The sequence below is a fragment of the Bacillus sp. 3G2 genome, assembly GCF_044324725.1.
Lineage (GTDB): Bacteria > Bacillota > Bacilli > Bacillales > Bacillaceae_G > Bacillus_A > Bacillus_A mobilis.
The window spans coordinates 1,860,774-1,880,275 of the sequence record NZ_CP172246.1; the positions used below are offsets into that span (position 1 = coordinate 1,860,774).

Sequence of the window (19,502 nt, forward strand, 5' to 3'; positions counted from 1 at the left end):
AATCCGGGGTGAAAAGGATGGATGTGTTAATCAATTTATTTGTAAATGGGATTTCAACTGGGATGCTCATTTTTTTATTAGCATCAGGTCTTTCACTTATTTTCGGTTTAATGAGCGTTCTAAACTTCGCACATGGTGGTTTATTTGCGTGGGGAGCATTTACAGGAGTTTGGCTATTTAATATGACAGGTAGTTATGTATTAGCGTTAATTGGAGCAATTGCAATGGGTATGTTTCTTGGATTCATTTTAGAAAGGTTCCTTATCAGACCGGTATATGGAAATCATGTTCGCCAGCTTCTTGTGACGCTTGGAGGAATGCTTGTACTTAGTGAATGTATTAAAGTATTTTGGGGACCGAATCCAATTGGTGCGAAATTACCGTTGTGGTTACAAGGAAGCTTTACATTTGACGGCGTTATATTAATTAAATATCGTCTATTCGTTATTTTAATTGGGATCATCATTTACATTGCCTTACTATTATTGCTCAAAAAAACAAAGATAGGTCTTATGATACGTGCAGGTGTAATGGATAAAGAGATGGTTCAAGCGCTCGGTATTAACGTAAAAGCGATATTTTCTTTCGTCTTTTTATTAGGAGCAGGGATGGCAGCGTTGGGAGGATTTCTACTAGCACCTTATTCAGGCGTTATTTTTGCCGAGATGGGTATGCAGTATGCGATTTTAGCTTTTATAGTAGTAATTATTGGAGGGCTAGGAAGCGTACAAGGTTCGGCAATCGCTTCTTTAATTGTCGGATTAGCTGGTGCTTTTACAGCGTATTTTATACCGGATTTATCACTTGCAATTAATATGTTAATGTTACTATTTTTCTTAATAGTAAAGCCAAACGGACTTGTTGGTGAAAAGGGGTGAAATGGTGAACAACACATCAAATCGAATTAAAGTATACTTCGGAGTATTTATGCTCATTTGTTTAAGTGTATTTCCATTCGTAAATGATTCACGAAGTTTGTTAATTTTGTTCACTCAAATCTTCATCTTTGCTATTTTTGCAATGAGTTTTGATGTATTGCTTGGATATACAGGAATTGTATCGTTCGGTCATTGTATGTTCTTTGGGATAGGAGCATATGGTGTAGCGCTTTTATTTGATCGGCAAGGAGTATCTATAACGAACTTTTTTATAGGGCTAGTAGTTGCAATTATCATTTCAGCAATTGTTAGTTATATAATCGGCTTGCTTTCTTTGCGGCTGAAAAGTCATTTTTATGCAATGTTAACACTTGCTATTTCACAGTTGTTTTTCGTACTTGCTGAAAAATGGCGTGGGCTTACTCATGGAGGAGATGGTTTTACATTTGGTGTACCAGATTTATTCCGTGACCGTTTTACGTTTTATTATGTAACGCTTATATGTTTAATTGTCATTTTTATTCTGTTACGTCTTTTCACAAAATCTTCTATTGGAAAAGTATTAAAGGCAATTTCACAAAATGAGCAACGTGTTGAAGCGCTAGGGTATAAAGTTCTTCATTATAAAATTATTGCTAGTATTGTGGCAGGAGTAGTAGCTGCGATTAGTGGTGGTTTATTTGTTATCACACTACGCTTTGTAAATACAACTGTATTTTCAATTGAAATGACATTAAATGCATTATTGATGACGATGATTGGAGGCGTTGGAACGTTAATTGGAGCAATTGCTGGAGCTGGCATTATTGAATCACTGAAATACTATTTATCAGAACTAGCTACAGCGTATCCGATTTTTGAACGATGGACGATTATTCTTGGTTTATTGTACATTATCGTATTGCTAGTTTTCCCGAAAGGATTAGTTGGAACGGTAAAGAGTTTGAAGAATATGAAACGGAATAAGAAGGAGAAAAGTGCAGAAGTGGAGCAAAATCTGTGAAAAATCAATTGTATAGAATATGAAAATCCCTCTTTTAGATTCGTAAAGGAGGGATTTTTATTGGCGTATGTAATTAGTTAGTCTGTAAACATAGTAATTCTATTAATTAAATAGTTCATCAGGGATTTGTTTTAAAGAATTTTGATTTGTAAACAAATAAACAGCTAATTTTTCAATTGGAACATCTTCAATTGGTACCAAGGTATCATTTTTAATCGGTAAAAAGGCTATTCCTTTTCCGTCATGAATAAACTCTTCAATAAGCGAATAAGAATCTAATTGTTGAAGTTGACGCTGAGATAAATTATTTTCTTTTAAAAATTGTATTGTCTTATTTCTAAAAGGGCACCTTTTGTCATTACTAACAAAGAAGAGTTCTTTTGAATAGTTAATGGTAGGCGTTTCTTTCGCTTTTAATAAGCCTACAGAAATTGAAGTAGTAAATACTTTTTTAAAAGCTGCACCGGGATCCTCTTCATAAGTGATGACCATATCAACTTTTTGTTGCTGCAGTAATTTTTGCAAATGACTACTATTTTCTACATATATTTGATAATTCCTGAAATTTTCTTTAATGCGCTTACTTAAATAATTAGTCAAAATAGATTGTGACGTCGCAATTATATAAGAAGAACCACTCGTTTTAATTTTATCTTTCGCTTCTTCTACTAGAGTTAATATTTGATTCGTGTAGTCTAATAAAATGTCACCAGAAGGTAATAAGGAAACGCCTTTGTTATCTCTATGTAGTAAAGGTGTTTCTAACTCTTGTTCTAATTTTTTGATTCGCTCAGTTACGTTCGGTTGAACATAACCTAACTCTTTCGCAGCTTTACTAATAGAACCTTCGCTAGCTACAGTTTTGAATATAATAAGATCATTTATTTCCATTTATCACAGCCCCTTATAGGGTATCATTATAAATGATATCAAACATAATTTATACCTATTTTACGCTAGTCAATCATCGGTTTATCATTGTGTATATAAGATAGAAAGTGAGTGATACACATGATTGGAATGCAATATAAGGTCATTTTGCCGAAAGATTATGACATGGAGATTATTAAGAAAAGGGTAAAGGATAATGGGTATAAAACGGATGGTTTTCAAGACCTAAAATTTAAAGCTTATTTAATTACTGAGGCGGATAAGGACGGGAATTTCTATAACTGTTATGCACCTTTATATGTTTGGAATGGCCATGAAGGAATGAACAAATTTATATTTGAAGGGTATTACGATAATATTTTACAATCTTTTGGATGGAAACAAATAAATATAGGTGTTCCATTAGTTGTTAATCTAAGTAATGATTTTAAAAAAAGTAGATATGCTGTTGAGTATACAGGGAGTATTTCTCAAAGTAATTCACTGAGAGGGACTCAATTAAGCACTATGAATGAAAATGTACAAAACATAGAAAAGTGTTTAGGAAATGTAATCATTTATAATCCAGATAAATGGGGATATAGTCAATTCAGTTTTTATAATGAAAAGCCTGAAATAGATGTAATGGATAATGTAACTATATATGAGATTTTACACATTTCATGATGGAGTTTTGTTACATGCCAAAATAAGAAAAAGGAATGAAAATGTATGCCTTTTGTGAACGGTTATTATCATGAAAATATATTAAATGAAGAAGAGTTGAAAAAGATAGGTGAATGTATTCATCTTTCATTAATTGCACATTTTAACATCCCTGAAAATGATTTTTTTCAAGTGTTTTTACCTTATCAACAAAATCACTTTTTATATAATCCATATTATTTATTAGAAAGAGGAGAAAAGAGAACAGAGAATATGACTTATGTTTCTATTACATGTGGACCGGGAAGAACGATAAAGCAGAAAAGGAATCTATATCAGTCGATATCCTCGAAGGTTTCTGAATGTTCTGTTATAAAAAGTGCAGATATTTTTATTACACTAAATGAGACATCTGCTGAAAATTGGTCATTTGGTCAAGGATTGGCACAATTGGTAAAAGTGAAGGGGGAGTGAAATGATGAATGAATCCATTGAATATTGTATTCAAGAGAAAATGAGAGAAAAGGCACCTGCATTTGCTCATTATAGTGAAGAGATATTGTTCGGAGAGGTGTGGCGGGATGACACTTTAACATTACGAGAAAGAAGTTTATGTACAGTGGCGGCATTAATTAGTCTTAATCAGACAGAAAAATTACCATTTCATTTGCGCCTGGCAAAGCAAAATGGAATTATGGAAAATGAAATGATTGCATTAATAACACATATGGCTTTTTATGTTGGCTGGCCAAAAGCGGTGGCAGCTTTAAATATAGCAATGAATGAAATGGAAAGTTAAGAATAACGATAAGAAAGAATTCATTTGAATATGAATTCTTTCTTATCGTTATTTTCTAATGAGATATTTTTCACTTTTTCTCTTGCTTTTTTATCACTTGCGTAGTAAAGTGATAGTGAGATTCACGATAGGAAGTGATCAAATATGCGTGATAATACGATAGGATCATTAATATGGTTACGTTTAATACGATTTACGAACCAAAGTAATCAGATGTCAAATGAGTTTTTAAAACGTTTTGATTTAACGACAGCTCAATTTGATGTACTTTTGCAAATACGTACGTATCAACCACTAACACAAATGGAATTAGCTGAAAAGGTAACTGTTACACAAGGTGGTATTTCTCGAATGTTAACTCGTCTTGAAAAAGAAGGATATATTGTAAGAAAACAAGATTGGAAAACGAAAACAATTAGCCTTACAGAGCAAGGGGAAGCAGCTTTAGAGAGAGCATTGCCAGAGCAACTTGCATTTCAATCATCGTTTTTTGATGATGTATTAAATGAAGAAGAGCAAAAAATATTATACGAGCTAATGACGAAAGTTCATAAGCATAGTGAGAAAAAAGAATTACCACATGAGTAATTTTTTTTACACCATCAATTGACTAATCAAGTGATGGTGTAGGTAATAGGGATATACACGTGACTTACAATCGTTTTAAAAAGAGAAACGAATAAACACTTCATTAAAGGAGAGAGCAATTATGGAAAAATACCGTATGGATACAAGTAAAGGAATGGAGTTTGGATTATATTCAATTGGGGATCATGTATTAAATCCTCATAACGGAGAGAAAATTAGTGCAGAACAAAGAATTCATGAATTAATTGAAACGGCTAAGTTAGCGGATGAAGCTGGCCTTGATGTATTTGCTGTCGGTGAAAGTCATCAAACGCATTTTACAACGCAAGCTCATACAGTTATTTTAGGAGCTATTGCACAAGCTACGAAAAATATAAAAATTGCAAGTTCAGCAACGATAATAAGTACATCTGATCCGGTACGAGTATATGAGGACTTTGCTACAATTGACTTAATTTCTAATGGACGTGCAGAAATCGTAGCTGGTCGTGGATCTCGTATTGGGGGATATAGTTTACTTGGTTATGATGTGAATAATTATGAAGAGTTATTTGAAGAGAAAATGGATCTTTTATTAAAAATTAATAAAGAGGAACATGTAACATGGAACGGACAGTTCAGAGCGCCGCTTGCACATGCATCGGTTATTCCAAGGGCTAAAAATAATAACTTACCAATTTGGCGTGCAGTTGGTGGCCCACCAGCTAGTGCGATTAAAGCAGGACGTGCGGGTGTACCAATGATGATAACAACACTAGGTGGTCCAGCTATTAACTTTAAGGGATCAGTAGATGCTTACCGTGAGGCAGCTGAGCAAAGTGGATTTAATCCAGCAAGTTTGCCAGTTGCAACAACAAGTTTATTTTATACAGCAAAAAATTCACAAGATGCATTTAATGAATACTATCCTCATATTAATGCTGGTATGCTTACACTGCGCGGTGGTGGGTATCCGAAGCAACAATTTACAAATGCAGTAGATTACCGTGACGCATTAATGGTTGGGAGCCCGCAACAAATTATTGAAAAAATGCTTTACCAATATGAATTGTTTGGTCAACAACGTTTTATGGCACAAATTGATTTTGGTGGTGTACCACTTAATAAAATTGAGAAAAATATTGAATTAATTGCTACTGAAATTTTACCGGCTGTTAGAAAACATACAGCAAAATAATTTAAAAAATACCGAGAGTCTAATCGATTCTCGGTATTTTTTTATGTATGAATTTAGTTTGGAAAAATGAAAAAAATGAATTTTTAGTCTAGAAAGAGGGAATGTATTTCCTATTTTTGAATAACAATATTTTGTGTTTGAATTTTAAAAATACATTTTTCTCTTGACAAAAAACTAACTGATTTATCTGTTGGTTCAGAGGACATTTTTTTGCGGAAAAGTCAAGCGTATGAAGAGAGAAATGATTATTTTATTGATGTGAAAGTAAGTCTTATATTAAAAAAATACATTTTAGTAATGAGAAAAATTTAATTCAAAAAAATTACAAAAGACATATTTCAGACAAAATGATGTCAATAATACGTCAAAAATCAGCTGAATTTACTATGCAGGTATATTATACAATTCGATTAACGGATAAAACACTACTGAAATAGTGAAAAGGTAAATTTTATGAGAAAGTTCTTTTGTAATTATCTTGAAAACTGAAAATTTCTATTTTCTAAAAGTACATATACAAATTTATCTTTCTATATTTCTAAGATTTGAGTTGTTTCATTCATACAACTCAATCGAAATTACGATATAAAAAATTATGAAGGAAGTGATTGTAGTATGGAAACGCTCGAATTGGCACGAATACAATTCGCATCAACAACGATTTTTCATTACTTTTTTGTTCCGCTGTCTATTGGTTTAGCTTTTATCATTGCATTAATGCAAACGTTATATGTGGTAAAGGGACAAGAAATTTATAAGAAGATGACGAAGTTTTGGACACAAATATTCCTTGTAAACTTTGCGGTAGGTGTAGTAACTGGTATTCTACAAGAATTCCAGTTTGGTATGAACTGGTCAACATATTCACGCTTCGTAGGTGATGTGTTTGGTCCATCACTTGCGATTGAAGGTTTATTAGCATTTTTCATTGAGTCTACATTCTTAGGTTTATGGGTATTCGGTGAGGACAAATTACCGAAGCGCATTCACCTTTTATGTATTTGGCTTCTTTCAATTGGAACAATGTTATCAGCATTTTGGATTTTAACTGCAAGTGCATTTATGCAATCGCCAGTAGGGTATGAAATGGCAGCAGATGGACGTGCACAAATGAATGATTTCTTAGCGATTATTCAAAACCCGCAATTATGGGTACAATTCCCGCATACAATTACAGCGGCGATTGCAACTGGTGCATTCTTTATTGCAGGTGTGAGTGCATGGAAAATAACGAAAGCTCAAGAAACTGAAGTGTTTAAAAAATCGTTCCGCATTTCTATCATTGTTGGAACACTTACAACTGCGCTAGTATTATTCTTCGGTCATGCGCAAGCACAACAATTAATTAAGACACATCCAATGAAAATGGCAGCAGCTGAAGCGTTATGGAATACGAGTGAGGATCCAGCGCCATTTACAGTATTTGCGAAAATTGATGCAGAGAAGCAAGAAAATTCGTTTGAAATTCAAATCCCTTATATGCTAAGTCTATTATCATTTGATAAATTTAGCGGTCAAGTAGAAGGGATGAATCAAATTCAAAAGCAATATGAAGAAAAATATGGGCCTGGAGATTATATACCGCCAGTACACACTATGTTCTGGAGTTTTAGAGCGATGGTAATGAGTGGAACATTTATGCTTCTTCTAGGAGCGTACGGATGGTTCTTATCAAGAAAAGATCGATTAGCTGAAAAAACTTGGTATTTAAAATTAATGGTGTATGCAATTGCACTACCGTTTATCGGTAATACAGTAGGATGGATTATGACTGAAATGGGACGTCAGCCTTGGGTAGTTTTCGGTGTTATGAAAACGGAAGATGCTGTATCTCCAAATGTTACGTTCGGAGAAGTATTATTCTCTTTAGTTTCTTTCACATCACTATATTTAATTATAGGTGGAATTACTGTTTACTTATTCATTCGTGTCATTAAGGGACATGAGAATAAGAAAACGAAACAGGATTCTCAAAGCCATGATCCATTTGATAAGGAGGAAGAGTATGTTATCTCTTAATGAGTTATGGTTTATCATTATTGCAGTTTTATTTGTAGGCTTCTTTGTACTTGAAGGTTTCGATTTCGGTGTAGGTATAGTTTCAAGGTTTTTAGGAGAAAACGATTTAGAGAAAAGAATTTACTTAAATACAATTGGTCCATTTTGGCACGCGAATGAAGTATGGCTTGTTTGTGCAGGTGGAGCTATGTTCGCGGCATTCCCGCACTGGTATGCAACTTTATTTAGCGGGTTTTACATTCCGTTTGTATTTATGCTTCTTGCTTTAATTATTAGGGGTGTTTCCTTTAAATTCCGTGCGAAAATAGATAATCATAAATGGAAAGGTTTTTGGGATTGGGGTATGTTTTTAGGAAGTTTGCTACCGCCTATTCTTTGGGGTGTTGCCATTGCTAACTTTATGGTAGGTATTCCAATTGATGAGACGAAAAATGCTGTAGGTGGCTTCTTACCATTACTTCATCCATTTGCATTACTTGGAGGAGTTATGTTCCTTCTGCTATGTATTGTTCACGGATTGCAATTTCTTACTATACGTACAACTGGTAAGTTAAGAGAACGTGCACGTATCGCTGCGTTGAAAATTGCACCGCTTGCAATTATAGCACTTCTTATTTTTGCCGGTGTAGGGTTATGGAAAACAGATATATTCACTGGTCATGGTACAGAGTGGATTATGGTTCCAATCGGAGCTTTTGTAGCATTATGTGTGTCAACATTATTAAATAAAAGAAGAAGAGATGGTTGGGCTTTCGTTATGACGAGTTTAACAATCATTTTACTAAGTGCGAGTGTGTTTGCCGGCATGTTCCCACGTGTCTTAATTAGCTCGTTAGGGTCAATATACGATTTAACAATTTATAATGCAGCATCAGGTGATTATGCACTAAAACTGATGACGTATTTTTCAATTGCTATATTGCCATTTGTTATGGGAAGTCAAATATGGAGCTTCTATGTGTTTAGACAACCTGTTAAGTCAGATAAAGATTTGGAGTACTAATGAAAAGAAAAAGAGGACTTCCGTCGTATCCTGGTAGCCGAGTTTTATATGTAGTGTTAACGATTATTAGCATTTTAGAAGCTATAAGTATTATTGCGCAAACAGTGTTTTTAGCGCGGGCTATTACGTTTTTATTTCAAGGAGAAACAGTGCAATCTGTGTTAAATGAAACTGTTTATTTTGGAATCATGTTTGCAGTACGTCACATGCTAGTGCGAATATCGCAAATCTTAGTGGAACGTTTCGCTGAAAAAGCAGGATCGTTACTGCGAAAACAATTAATAGAGGCGTATTTCACATTAGGTCCACGGTATGTTCAAACTGCTGGAACAGGTCATCTGGTTACCTTATCGATTGAAGGTATTGAGAAATTTAAAACATATATTGAATTAACAATTCCTAAAATGATTAGAAGTAGTATCGTACCGGGACTCATTGTACTATATGTTTTTACGTTAGACATTGAGTCTGGAATCATTTTAGTTGTAACGATTCCTATCGTAATTATATTTATGATCCTACTAGGATTAGCAGCACAGAAAATGGCGGATAGCCAATATGAGTCATATCGAGTACTTTCTAATCATTTTGTAGATACGTTAAAAGGGTTAGAAACATTAAAGTATTTAGGTAAAAGTAAACAGCACGAAGGAAAGATTGAAAAAGTAAGTAAAAGGTATAGAAAAGCAACGATGCGTACTTTGCGAGTTGCTTTTCTTTCTTCTTTTGCATTAGATTTCTTTACGAGTTTATCCATCGCATTTGTGGCAGTTGGATTAGGGATACGTTTAATAGATGGGACAATTGTACTATTGCCAGCCCTTACGATTTTAATTTTAGCTCCGGAATATTTTCTACCGATTAAACAAGTTGGAGCGAATTATCATGCTACGTTAGATGGACAACTTGCAATGGAGCAAATAGAAGAGATTTTACAGCAGCAAAAAGAAATAGGAAAGAAAGAATCAAATGTAGATTTAATATGGAATTCCTCTAGTAGCTTGAAATTACAAGATGTAAAAGTAAAGAGTGATGAATCTGAAAAAGCTATATTAGAGGGAATTGATTTTACTTGGAAAGGCACCGGTGCTATAGGTGTAATTGGTGAAAGTGGAGCAGGAAAATCAACATTAATCGACGTATTAGCAGGATTTTTAACTCCTTCAGGTGGAAAGATGATTGTAAATGGTGTGGAAATTGACGGGACTACTCGTGAAGAGTGGCAAAAGAATATTGCTTATATTCCGCAGCAACCTTATATTTTCCCACTTTCATTAAAAGATAACATTTGTTTTTATGAAACAAATACAACTGATGAAGAAGTGGAAAGAATTATTAATGAAGTTGGTCTTCGTTCACTCGTAACATCGCTTCCGAACGGGATGTACGAAAGAATTGGAGAAGGTGGACGTATGCTTAGTGGTGGACAAGAACAACGTGTCGCTATGGCGCGTGCACTTTTAAGCAAAAAGCCAATTATTTTATTAGACGAACCTACAGCACATCTTGATATTGAAACTGAATTTGAAATAAAACAAGCGATGTTACGTCTGTTTGAAGGTAAGTTAGTATTTCTTGCAACACATCGTCTTCATTGGATGAAACAGATGGATCATATTCTTATTTTAAATAAAGGGGAAATGATTGAAAGTGGAACATATGAAGAGCTTTTAAAGAATGAGGCATTACATTTTCACAGGAAAGAGAGGGGATAGAGATGAGTAACTGGATTAAACCTTATATACAGCAAAATAAAGGTAGAATGACTTTAACTATATTCCTTGGTCTTCTTGGAGTTAGTTCAGGTGCGATGTTACTTTTTATTTCAGGTTATTTAATCTCTAAATCTGCTCTTAGACCAGAGAATGTAATGGTTGTATATGTTCCTATCGTTGCAACACGTGCGTTTAGTATAGGACAAGCGGTATTTCATTATTTAGAGCGTTTAGTTGGACATGATGTTGTACTGCGCATATTAGAAAAGATGAGAACGAAACTATATAGAATAGTAGAACCGCAGGCGTTATTTTTCCGTTCGCGATTTCAAACGGGCGATATGTTAGGTGTGTTATCCGAAGATATAGAGCATTTACAAAACCTATATTTACGTACAATATTTCCTAGTATATTAGCATTAGTTGTATATAGCATATTCGTACTTGTTATCGGAGCATTTGACGTAGTGTTTGCACTTATTGCAGCATGTATGCTAGCGATTATCGTCTTTCTGCTTCCATTTGTATCATTACTGTTAATGAAGCAACATCATGTTACTTTAAAACAAGGAAGAAGCCGTTTGTATCAACAATTAACAGACGCTGTTTTTGGATTATCTGATTGGCAAGCAAGTGGTAGAAAAGATGAATTCATTGATAAGTATGTAGAGCAAAATGCTCAGTTGTTAAAAACGGAAAAAAGAATGAAACGATGGAATCATATTCGGGACAGTATCATTCAAGTAGTAGTGGGGATTGTAGTTATTTCAATGATCATATGGACTGGAAATGAGGCGGTAAGTGAACAGATTGCACCTACCGTTATTGCGGCTTTCGTCTTAATGACGTTATCAGTTACAAACGCGCTTATTCCTCTTTCAGATGCTATCGATCGAATTCCATCATATGTAGAATCTGCTCATCGTCTAAATCAAATAGAAGATAATGCTGTTATACAGGAAGAAGAGGAATTACGCGGGGATAAAGGTTATGTTGCATCAAAACATATAGACATTGAATTAAATAATGTATCGTATAGTTACCCAGATAGTAATGAATTTGTATTGAAAGAAGTATCACTGCAAATAAAGGCAGGAAAGAAAATAGCCATTTTAGGAAGAAGCGGAACAGGAAAATCTACTTTGTTAAAATTGTTAACAGGTGCGCTAAACCCATTACGTGGTGAAGTTTTATTGAATAGTGAACCTGCTCATACGAATCTTTTATCAAAATATATTTCTGTATTGAATCAAAAACCGCATTTATTCGATACGACAATTGGAAATAATGTGCGAATTGGTAAACCAGAGGCTACGGATGAAGAGATATGGACAGCTTTAGAGAAAGCACAATTAGCTTCGCATATAGCTTCTCTTCCGGACGGATTGCAAACAAAAATGCATGAAATGGGAAAAAGGTTTTCTGGCGGTGAAAGACAACGGGTTGCTTTTGCTAGAACGCTCATGCAAGAGGCTCCAATTATTGTACTTGATGAACCTACGATCGGCTTAGATCCAAAGACAGAACTATCTTTAATTGAAACAATGTTTTCTGCAACGGAAGAAAAGACAGTAATTTGGATTACACACCATCTTGTAGGAATTGAACATGTAGATGAAGTTATATTCCTTGATCGTGGTCAAATTGTGATGCAAGGTAGTCATGAACAACTTCTGAGAGAAAACGAGAAGTATCGTATGCTTTATGAGTTAGATAAAGGAATATAGTTTGAATAAGTAATAATTGTAAAATAGCTACGCCTAATGGTGCAGCTATTTTTTGTTAAGAAATATATATTCTTTTGAAGGTATAGATTTATCCCGCTATTTGCAGGAAGTAAGACTCCTATCTTAAGATCCGGCTGATGTGAGGAAGTTAGGCGGGAGAGTAACTGTACGTAAAAATCAGGTTGGTGAGGGAGATAATTAGAAGGGATGGAGAAGCCCACTCTAATTAAGGTTTCTTTTTATTTGCCTTAAGATAGAAATCAAAAGCAGCTAATCAAATACTTATATCATTGAATATGTATATTTACGAGTGAAAAGTAGGATATTTTGTTATGGGCTTGCATAAAAGTATAAAGGTTTCATACGGTTTAAGTAATGTGATAGTATGTCGCGTATATAAATAATATGCAAAAAGGTGGAGGGAAAAGATGGGGAATCGTTTTGAAAAAAGTGAAGAGGCGATAGAGCGAATTCCGTTAGTAAGTGTATTAATTCCTACTTATAATCGTCCTGGCTACTTTGAAAAAGCATTATGTAGTGTATTACAACAGACATATTCTAATATAGAAATTATTGTTGGAGATGATAGCACGAATGACGAAACAGAAAATGTTTTACAAAAATACTTATGTGATCATTCAAATATTATTTATATAAAAAACAGGTCAACTCTCGGACAATTTGAAAATGCGCTAATGTTATTTAATGAAGCGAAAGGTGAGTATATAAATTTTTTAATGGATGATGATATATTTCATATGAATAAAATTGAAAAAATGATGAAGTATTTTTTTTATGATTTAGATAATGAAATCAAGCTTGTAACATCTCATCGTCAAGTAATTGATGATAAAGGGAAAGAACTACGACATATTTATTCAACTGTCCGTTTATTTGAAGAGGATACGATTATAGAGGGAACAGAATTAGGAAATAGGGTAATTGTGGATCAAAAAAATTATATTGGAGAACCGACAACAGTTTTATTTCGTAAAAATGATTTACAAGAACCGTATGGGGTTTTTGATAAGAGAAAGTATCTATGTAATGTAGATATAGCCTCATGGTTATCTTTATTAAGTAAAGGAAAAGCAGTATATATTGCAGAGACACTTAGTTACTTCCGATTACATTCAGGTCAACAGTTGAATGAATCTAATAAACTTATGGATGGAGTAGAGGATTTTTCACATAGTATTATAGTTGGAGAAAAATATGGTTTTTTATCTACTGAAAAAGAGTTATATAAAGCGATAACTAATTTTCTAGACTATGCAAAAAAATTAGTTCCATCATCAATATTATATACATTAGACTACTACCGACAGATTAAGTGGAAGGGGATAAATATAGAAAAGAAAAAACAGTATCGGAATAACAACTCTCATTTACCGAAAGTTAGTATACTTATTCATGCCTATAATAAACCTCATTACTTGGAATTAGCTCTCAAAAGTGCTTTGAATCAAACATATGAAAATATTGAAATAATAATTTCTGACGATAGTACAAACGGTGAAGTTCAAGCGATGATCCAACCATATTTAAATCAATATAAATGTATTACATATGTTAAAAATAAACCTCGATTAGAAGCAGAAAACTTTAATAAGTGTATAGAACTTGCAAATGGAGATTATATAAACTTTTTATTAGAGGAAGACTTATTTCATCCTGAAAAGATTAAAAGAATGATGAACTATTTTTTTAGTCTAGAAAACATTTCGTTTGTGACGTCATATCGTGAATTAATTGATGAGAATGGAAAAGTATTATCACCATCAACATTGAATATGAAAATCGCCAAAGAAACTACACTTTTTGAAGGGAAAGAATTAGGGGATTATATGTTAAAAAACTTAAAAAATGTAGTTGGTGAGCCTACAACAGTTCTGTTTAATCGAAAATTTTTTGGAGGGGATTTTGGGTGCTTTAAGGGGAAAGGTTACTCTGCTATTCATGACATTGCAACATGGCTAGATATGATGAGGAAAGGGAAAGTAGTTTATATAGAAGAACCCCTTAGTTATTTTAGACAACATAGTGGGGAAAATCAAAAACAAATGCAATTTAGATTAAAGACAATTGAAGAATGGATTGAATTAATACTAGATGCATATAATAGTGGTTTTTTAAATTGTGAGCAAGATTATAAAGAATGTTTAACTCATTGTTTGGAAAATGCGGTGTTAATAGTTAAGGATGTGGTAAAAGATAGTCAATTAAATCAAATTGATAATGAAAAGATAGAGAAGGAACTAAATAAGTTAGTTAATCGTATATTTGAGAAAGAAGTCTGCTATTGTCAATTTTGCAATCAACAATTTGAAAAATTTTCTCCTTGGCCAGAACATTATGCTTTTCCAAAATATAAATTTGAGATGTGGAATAAAGATACGGGGATTTGTCCGGTATGTGATTCGATGGACCGTGAAAGACTATATCGTGTTTATATTGAAATGGAAACGAATTTATTAAGTGGAAATGATACTATGCTTCATATTGCACCAGAAGCGAAGTTAAGAAGTTGGTTTGCTCAGTATAAAAATATTACATATGTATGTGGAGATATTGAACCAAAGGATCCATTAATGCAGGAAATTGATGTTACTAGAATTCCATATGAAAATGATACATTTGATGTGATTTTATGTGGTCATGTATTACAGTACGTTCAAGATGATGAAAAAGCGATGAGAGAGTTATATAGAGTATTAAAAACAAATGGATGGGGAATTATTCAAGCTCCAATCGTAATGAATGTAGATATTATTATAGAGAATGAATTAATTTTAACGCCAAAATTGAGAAAAATAGCTTTTGGTCATGAAGAACATGTAAGAATTTATAATCAATCAGGATTTATACAACGATTAATGAATGTAGGATTTAAGGTTGAATTGTATAACATAGCTGAAAAACAAGGAATGAGAAGTGCTAGGAAATTTGGTTTATCTGAAACTGATGTACTCTATATTGTTCGGAAATGAAGAATTGAGGGGAATTGAAATAATTCGCATAATAGATATTATGGACAGTTAAATCAAAGTTTTGAAGAAGCATTAAACCTTAAAAAAAGAATTAATGCTTCTTATTTTAATTATAGAGCGATGTGCAACTTATTTTTTGGTTTTAAATTTAGCTGACAAAGGCAATACTGAGCCATAGTGAATGTAAAGTTGGAGGGCGAGTGTATATGTTTGAAGAGGATGGAATTGTTTTAATTATGGAGCCTGCTGATGAAAGAAACTTGAGGAGATTTATTTTTTCAGTGCCAAAGTCAGTGTATGAAAAGAAGGGGCTTACATTACACTATGGAGCAGCTATAGGACAAGGATATATGGATATAATTGAAGATATTATTAGTGTACATATAGAAATAGATGTTGTAACGATAATAGGGCATGTGAGCGGTTAAATAGCTATTTGAAAAAGGTTGTAGGTGATTTAGCTAGAAGTTATGATAAAGAAGATTATAGACAAGGATAATGACGAAGGGAGTCTAAAATGAAAATCAAATCAATTTTATTAGTATGTATAGTATCAATTGGTTTAATGGGATGTTCACTAGTAGAGCAAGGAAAGAACTCCATAGATTATGCTCAAAAAGCGACAGACTATGTAAATGAAATAAGTGCATTTGCAAGTGATGCGCCAGCATTAGCTGAAAAGGCCGTTAATGATAGCGAAGCTCGAAAAGAATTAGAAACGAAGCTTAATGAAATTAAACAAGATATACCCGCATTTAATGAATTAACCCCACCGGATGTAGCGAAAGATCTTCATCAGCAAATCGTCGGATATAACGAAAAGTTAAATACATTAATTGATACGGCGATGACAAAGGTAGAAGAAGGCAAAGTGGATGTAGAGCAATTTAGAAACTCTGAGCTTATGCAGACGATAGATCAAGTTCGTGAATTGAAAGACAAGGTTCAAAATTTAGGACAATAATAAAAAAGGATCCGTGATGAACGGATTCTTTTTTATGTTTTCTAATGGAAAAGTTTATAATATGTTCTTCCTATAATATAAGCGTCCTTTATATCTTCCATTTTTCTAAAATATGTATTGTTTTATTGGTTGCATCCATGTTCACTTGAAGACCTATCGGCATAGTGATCATCGGATGGGTATGACAACAATCAAAGTCAGCAAGTAAAGGAATGCTTTGGTTTTGCAGTACTTCTAATAATATTTCGTACGGTTTGCGATTTGTACCACAATCATCAAATTGCTCGTGTTTTCCAAGAAGTATACCTGAAACTTTATCAAATACACCGTTAATTTTAAGGAATGAAAAGCTTCTTTCAATAGTAGCTGCATTTTTGGAGCTATCCTCAATAAATAAAATATCGCCGTCTTGAATGCTTGGCATATAAGGGCTACCCCAAATACCTTCTATTGTATTTAAATTCCCACCAATAATACGTCCAGTAGCTTGTCCATTCGTTACAGAAATCCAACTATTATGTCTACGTTCTTTTTCTTCCGTCTTCATTTCCCAATTAATAAATTCATCTGACCAAAATAAAGGCTGTTTTATGTTGTAAGGAAGCACTTGATCATGTAGTAATGTTTCTGCAAAATAGTTGTATGTATAATCTACAAAGGGCTCAAATTCTCCAAAGGAGGGAATGAGTGCAGGACCGTAAAATGTAGGGATTCCTGTTTTGGCATAAATGCCTAGCAATAAAGCTGTTGCATCTGAATAGCCAATCATTATTTTTGGATTATTTTGAAAAGTATTATAATCAATATAAGGTAATAAGGAATTAGAATTCATACCGCCAATTGTTGACATAATACAAGATACATTAGGATTTCTTATTAAAGCATTGAGTTCCTCGGCACGCTCTTGTATACTGCCAGAACGATAATAATCATATCGACCTGTTAGTGAACCTTCTAATATGTGAAATCCTTTCTGTTGTAAGTAGGATTTCGCTCGTTCAAATCTTTTTGGAGAAGTATAGGTTGCAGGTGAAGAGGGCGAATAAATACCGATTGTGTCACCGTATTTTAATGTTTTTGGAAGTAGCATCGTAAGAATCCTTTCTATTAAATAGTTAAATTACGATAATATAACATTTAATATTCTTATATTTCGGTAATTTAATTATAACATAAATGTATGAGATGAATAAATATGCTTTTTACCTTGACGATATAAAGTAATTATTGTTATGGTTAAACGTGAGTGTATAAAAGGTTTGCTAAAGGAGTTTTGAAATGAAGCGGTTAAAATGGGGAAGGCTGACGATCCTAGTAGTCATTATTTTAGGGATATGTTGGTTCTTATTCCAAGGAACTCAAAAGAGTGCAACAAATGTAGAAGGACAACCTTTACAGGTGGCAGAATTACCTAAAACAGGATTAACTGAAAAAGTAGTGCCACCAAAGTACATACCACCGGAAATTGATGCAAAAGCAGCTATGATTATCGATGCGAGTAATGGAGATATTATTTATCAACATAATGAAAATGAAGCTTTTGCGCCAGCAAGTATGTCTAAGATGATGACAGCGTACCTACTATTAGAAAATGTACATAAGGGGAAAGTTCGCTGGGAAGATCCGGTGAAAATGAGTGCGAAAGCGGCACAAACAGAGGGTGCGAGAATCCCAGTCCAAGTTAATGATACATTAACTGTTAAAGATTTGTACCATGCATTAATGATTGAATCAGCAAATAATTCGGCTGTAGCTTTAGCAGAACATATGGCAAAAACAGAGAAAGATTTCGTTCAGCTTATGAATGAAAAAGCAAAGCAGTTAAAAATGTCGGAGTATGCTAAATTTGCAAATGCGTCAGGACTACAAGAACCTGATGGAAGTGAGACGAAGATGACAGCTGCTGATGTAGCAAACTTGGCGTATCATCTTATAAAAGATTATCCAGAAATATTAGAAGTGACTCATTTACGTCAAAGTCAGTTAGCATTTAATAATATTAATGTTACAAGTACAAATGATATGTTAAACAAAAATAATAAAGCTTTATATATAGAAGGAATAGACGGATTAAAAACAGGGTTTACAGATAGCGCAGGGTATTGTTTTACGGGTACAGCAAAACAAGGCGATACTCGTATTATTACAGTTGTAATGGGAACGAAAGGTAAAACGAAGCGTTTTACAGAGACGAATAAGCTAATGTCTTATGCATTTGGCTTAGTTAATTAAGTAAAATATTGACTTAGATCAACATTTAAGAAAGGTAATTTGTTGTTACTTATTATAGGTAACCATAAATTGCCTTTTTATTTTTATAATTAGGAAATAAAAAGGTGAAAAATGTGAGTGTTATTATTTGAGTTTATTATTGTTTGTTGATAGTCTAAAGTTAGAAACTTATTAATGATAAGTTTTAAGAGGCAGAATATGATGTGTACATATGAAAAAGCCTCAAATGAAAAATGGAGGGAATTATGATGGCAAAAGATTTTTACTCAGCAATTGAAGACAGAAGATCTATTTACGCGATTAGTAAAGAGCAAGTAGTTTCTGATGAGAAAATTCAAGAAGTGATTTATCATGCTGTAAAACATACACCTTCAGCTTTTAACTCTCAGAGTGCTCGCGTTGTCGTCTTGCTTGGAGAACAACATGATAAGTTATGGGATATTACGAAAGAAACGTTACGGAAAATTGTACCTGAAAATAACTTTGCATCTACTGAAGAAAAAATGAATGCATTTAAAAGTGGTTATGGAACGGTCCTATACTTCGAAGATAGTCAAGTAGTGGAACAACTGCAAGAAAACTTTGCCTTATATAAAGAGAATTTTCCGGTTTGGTCTCAACAATCCTCAGGAATGTTACAATTTGCAATTTGGACGGCTTTAGAAATTGAAGGATTTGGTGCTACATTACAGCATTACAATCCATTAATTGATGAAGAAGTGAGAAAAGAATGGGAAGTTCCAGGAAACTGGAAACTTACTGCGCAAATGCCGTTTGGTAAACCGGTGGTAACTGCAGGTGAAAAAGAATACCAACCTTTAGAAAATCGTGTGAAAATTTATAAATAATGTAGGAACGATAAAAGGTGAAC

At 33.5% G+C, this 19,502-nt stretch carries 18 protein-coding genes; 16 read left to right on the top strand and 2 right to left on the bottom strand.

From position 1 onward, the window contains the following. The first annotated feature begins 17 nt into the window (after window positions 1-17). Complete coding sequence (locus ACHZK0_RS09520; protein WP_088096046.1) at window positions 18-878, top strand: branched-chain amino acid ABC transporter permease; 861 nt, start codon at window positions 18-20, stop codon at window positions 876-878. 49 nt (window positions 879-927) lie between these two features. Further along, window positions 928-1,881 (top strand): branched-chain amino acid ABC transporter permease, encoded by a 954-nt coding sequence (locus tag ACHZK0_RS09525; protein WP_270343363.1) that lies wholly within the window; start codon window positions 928-930, stop codon window positions 1,879-1,881. A gap of 102 nt (window positions 1,882-1,983) precedes the next feature. Here the strand turns inward: ACHZK0_RS09525 and ACHZK0_RS09530 are convergent, their stop codons facing one another. Continuing rightward, on the bottom strand, window positions 1,984-2,772 hold the full coding sequence (locus ACHZK0_RS09530) for a LysR family transcriptional regulator (protein WP_395761477.1): 789 nt from the start codon (window positions 2,770-2,772) through the stop codon (window positions 1,984-1,986). A gap of 120 nt (window positions 2,773-2,892) precedes the next feature. On the opposite strand from ACHZK0_RS09530, the gene ACHZK0_RS09535 reads away from it, so the two are divergent. The 12 genes from ACHZK0_RS09535 (at window position 2,893) to ACHZK0_RS09590 (ending at window position 16,399) form a co-directional block, all read left to right on the top strand. Further along, window positions 2,893-3,438 (top strand): DUF4865 family protein, encoded by a 546-nt coding sequence (locus ACHZK0_RS09535; RefSeq protein ID WP_262743301.1) that lies wholly within the window; start codon window positions 2,893-2,895, stop codon window positions 3,436-3,438. Between the two features lie 45 nt (window positions 3,439-3,483). Continuing rightward, window positions 3,484-3,891 carry a tautomerase family protein gene (locus ACHZK0_RS09540; RefSeq protein WP_395761478.1) on the top strand — a complete coding sequence of 136 codons (408 nt, stop codon included), beginning with the start codon at window positions 3,484-3,486 and terminating at the stop codon, window positions 3,889-3,891. A gap of 1 nt (window position 3,892) precedes the next feature. After that, window positions 3,893-4,216, top strand: coding sequence for a carboxymuconolactone decarboxylase family protein (locus ACHZK0_RS09545; RefSeq protein ID WP_270343327.1), 324 nt, complete (start codon window positions 3,893-3,895; stop codon window positions 4,214-4,216). Window positions 4,217-4,360: 144 nt separating this feature from the next. Next, the gene (locus ACHZK0_RS09550; RefSeq protein WP_001205521.1) at window positions 4,361-4,804 is read left to right on the top strand and encodes a MarR family winged helix-turn-helix transcriptional regulator; all 444 of its coding nucleotides are present in this window, start codon (window positions 4,361-4,363) and stop codon (window positions 4,802-4,804) included. A gap of 121 nt (window positions 4,805-4,925) precedes the next feature. Next, window positions 4,926-5,981: an LLM class flavin-dependent oxidoreductase gene (locus ACHZK0_RS09555; protein WP_262743298.1), complete on the top strand. Its 1,056-nt coding sequence runs from the start codon at window positions 4,926-4,928 to the stop codon at window positions 5,979-5,981. Window positions 5,982-6,596: 615 nt separating this feature from the next. After that, a complete protein-coding gene (gene cydA, locus ACHZK0_RS09560) occupies window positions 6,597-8,000 on the top strand; it encodes a cytochrome ubiquinol oxidase subunit I (protein WP_262743464.1) in 1,404 nt (467 codons plus the stop codon). Continuing rightward, the gene (gene cydB / locus ACHZK0_RS09565; RefSeq protein WP_097864451.1) at window positions 7,987-9,003 is read left to right on the top strand and encodes a cytochrome d ubiquinol oxidase subunit II; all 1,017 of its coding nucleotides are present in this window, start codon (window positions 7,987-7,989) and stop codon (window positions 9,001-9,003) included. The genes cydA and cydB overlap by 14 nt, the downstream gene beginning before the upstream one ends. After that, window positions 9,003-10,718, top strand: coding sequence for a thiol reductant ABC exporter subunit CydD (gene cydD, locus ACHZK0_RS09570; RefSeq protein WP_395761479.1), 1,716 nt, complete (start codon window positions 9,003-9,005; stop codon window positions 10,716-10,718). Before cydB ends, cydD begins: the two co-directional genes overlap by 1 nt. Before the next feature lie 2 nt (window positions 10,719-10,720). Beyond that, the gene (gene cydC, locus ACHZK0_RS09575; protein WP_395761480.1) at window positions 10,721-12,445 is read left to right on the top strand and encodes a thiol reductant ABC exporter subunit CydC; all 1,725 of its coding nucleotides are present in this window, start codon (window positions 10,721-10,723) and stop codon (window positions 12,443-12,445) included. Between the two features lie 428 nt (window positions 12,446-12,873). Beyond that, window positions 12,874-15,435 carry a glycosyltransferase gene (locus tag ACHZK0_RS09580; RefSeq protein ID WP_395761481.1) on the top strand — a complete coding sequence of 854 codons (2,562 nt, stop codon included), beginning with the start codon at window positions 12,874-12,876 and terminating at the stop codon, window positions 15,433-15,435. Window positions 15,436-15,641: 206 nt separating this feature from the next. After that, window positions 15,642-15,863, top strand: coding sequence for a hypothetical protein (locus ACHZK0_RS09585; protein WP_000461288.1), 222 nt, complete (start codon window positions 15,642-15,644; stop codon window positions 15,861-15,863). 89 nt (window positions 15,864-15,952) lie between these two features. Continuing rightward, entirely contained in the window at window positions 15,953-16,399 is a 447-nt protein-coding gene (locus tag ACHZK0_RS09590) for a DUF6376 family protein (protein ID WP_262742445.1), read from the top strand. An 88-nt stretch (window positions 16,400-16,487) separates the two neighbouring features. Here ACHZK0_RS09590 and ACHZK0_RS09595 read toward each other — a convergent pair whose 3' ends face one another. Continuing rightward, the gene (locus ACHZK0_RS09595; protein ID WP_262742443.1) at window positions 16,488-17,489 is read right to left on the bottom strand and encodes a S66 family peptidase; all 1,002 of its coding nucleotides are present in this window, start codon (window positions 17,487-17,489) and stop codon (window positions 16,488-16,490) included. 188 nt (window positions 17,490-17,677) lie between these two features. On the opposite strand from ACHZK0_RS09595, the gene ACHZK0_RS09600 reads away from it, so the two are divergent. Next, on the top strand, window positions 17,678-18,631 hold the full coding sequence (locus tag ACHZK0_RS09600) for a D-alanyl-D-alanine carboxypeptidase family protein (protein ID WP_262742441.1): 954 nt from the start codon (window positions 17,678-17,680) through the stop codon (window positions 18,629-18,631). A gap of 233 nt (window positions 18,632-18,864) precedes the next feature. Continuing rightward, a complete protein-coding gene (locus tag ACHZK0_RS09605; protein ID WP_262742439.1) occupies window positions 18,865-19,479 on the top strand; it encodes a nitroreductase family protein in 615 nt (204 codons plus the stop codon). The last annotated feature ends 23 nt before the right edge of the window (window positions 19,480-19,502 follow it).